Source organism: Oleiphilus sp. HI0067, from assembly GCF_001635735.1.
This window is the reverse complement of sequence record NZ_LWFI01000036.1, coordinates 1-1,731: the sequence shown is the minus strand read 5'-3', so window position 1 is coordinate 1,731 and position 1,731 is coordinate 1. Positions and strand designations below refer to the sequence as shown.

At 45.8% G+C, this 1,731-nt stretch carries 3 protein-coding genes; all 3 read left to right on the top strand.

Annotated features, from left to right (window positions below):
- Window positions 1-724: bifunctional diaminohydroxyphosphoribosylaminopyrimidine deaminase/5-amino-6-(5-phosphoribosylamino)uracil reductase RibD (gene ribD, locus A3739_RS00720; protein WP_068499796.1), on the top strand; the 724-nt coding region annotated here is incomplete at its 5' end.
- 2 nt (window positions 725-726) lie between these two features.
- Entirely contained in the window at window positions 727-1,386 is a 660-nt protein-coding gene (locus tag A3739_RS00715) for a riboflavin synthase (protein ID WP_068478611.1), read from the top strand.
- Window positions 1,387-1,426: 40 nt separating this feature from the next.
- Window positions 1,427-1,731 (top strand): 3,4-dihydroxy-2-butanone-4-phosphate synthase (locus A3739_RS00710; protein ID WP_197471922.1); only part of this gene is annotated, 305 nt, incomplete at its 3' end.

Below are 1,731 nucleotides of genomic sequence, written 5' to 3'. Positions count from 1 at the left end.
GCTCGAAGAGCAATCGAAGCAGCTAAATATTGGTTTTATTTCAAGAATGACGCGTAAGCGACCCTTTGTACGTCTAAAGATGGCAGCGAGTGTTGATGGGCGAACAGCAATGGCTTCTGGCGAAAGTCAGTGGATTACCGGTGCTGCTGCGAGAGAAGATGTACAAGCGTGGCGCGCAAAGTCTTCTGCTATTTTAACTGGCGTAGGAACCGTTCTATACGACAATGCCAAGTTAACGGTGCGAACTGATCATCTACTCGATAAACGAGGGTTTCAGCCGATGCGCGTGGTTCTTGATGCGCACGCACGTTTAACCGGGCAAGAAGCGGTTTTTGAGAACAATGCTGCGGTGCAGTATGTCGTATCGGAAGAGGCTAAGGTTTCTCCCGAAATTGTGGGTTCGCAACATGTCAATGTCGTACGTTTAGCATTGGACGCGAAAGGATATTTTGATTTATCTGCGCTTCTCCATGCTCTGGCCGAACAAGAAGTCAATGATCTTTTTGTGGAGGCTGGAGAGAGTCTTTCTGGCAGTTTTATAGATCAAAATTGCGTAGATGAATTACTGCTGTATGTTGCGCCTAAGTTGATGGGGCATCAGGCAAAAGCTCTGGCGAATCTGCCATTTGATCGTATGGGGCAGGCCATAGATTTAGATCTTAAGGATGTTCGACAAGTAGGGGCCGATCTACGATTTCAGTATCAATTTAAGGGCGCTCTTTAGAAATGTTTACAGGTATTATTGAGGCGGTTGGCACCATAGCTGCCATTGAAAGTGCTCGTTCAGGCGCTCAACTTCGTATCAATGTCCAAGCCCTTGATATGAGTGATGTTCAATTGGGAGACAGCATTGCTGTAAACGGAGTTTGTCTGACTGTCACCGCTTTCTCTCCTAATGATTTTTGTGCGGATATCTCCGCAGAGTCATTGCGTTACACACGATTCGCAACGATGCGAGTCGGTGATCGAGTTAATCTTGAAAAAGCGCTTACGCTTTCGCGCCGTTTAGGTGGCCACTTAGTCAGTGGGCATGTTGATGGAATAGGGTCTATAGTTGCTGTCAGCTCAGAAGGTGACTCATTACGTTATACCATTCACTGTTCATCGGAACTTTCGCGCTATATCGCGAATAAAGGCTCAATTACCGTGGATGGAGTTAGTCTTACAGTGACTGGTTTGGTGGATGAAGGATTTACTCTCAATATTGTTCCTCATACCGCTCAGAATACGATTATCCCTGAGTACTCAACTGGCCGAGATGTGCACTTAGAGGTAGATCTTATGGCTCGCTATGCAGAGCGGTTATTGAGTTTTTCAGATGAAAAGCAATCGCCGAAGTCGGTGATTGATGAAGCGTTTTTAGCAAAGAACGGTTACAAGATATAGAAACATACCTAGCTTAATTTGCTGGGTCTTTGGAGGTTGAATGAAGCTCAACACTGTTGAAGAGCTAGTTGAAGATATCCGTCAAGGTAAAATGGTTATTCTGATGGATGACGAGGACCGAGAGAACGAAGGTGATCTCGTTATTGCGGCAGAGCAAGTGCGTCCTGAAGATATTAATTTCATGGCGACACATGCGCGTGGTCTCATTTGTATGACGATGACGAGAGATCGTGCGGATTATTTTGGCTTGCCTCCGATGGCGCATGCAAATAACGCACAATTTTCAACTAATTTTACTGTTTCGATTGAAGCGGCAGAAGGTGTAACGACGGGCATCTCTGCTGC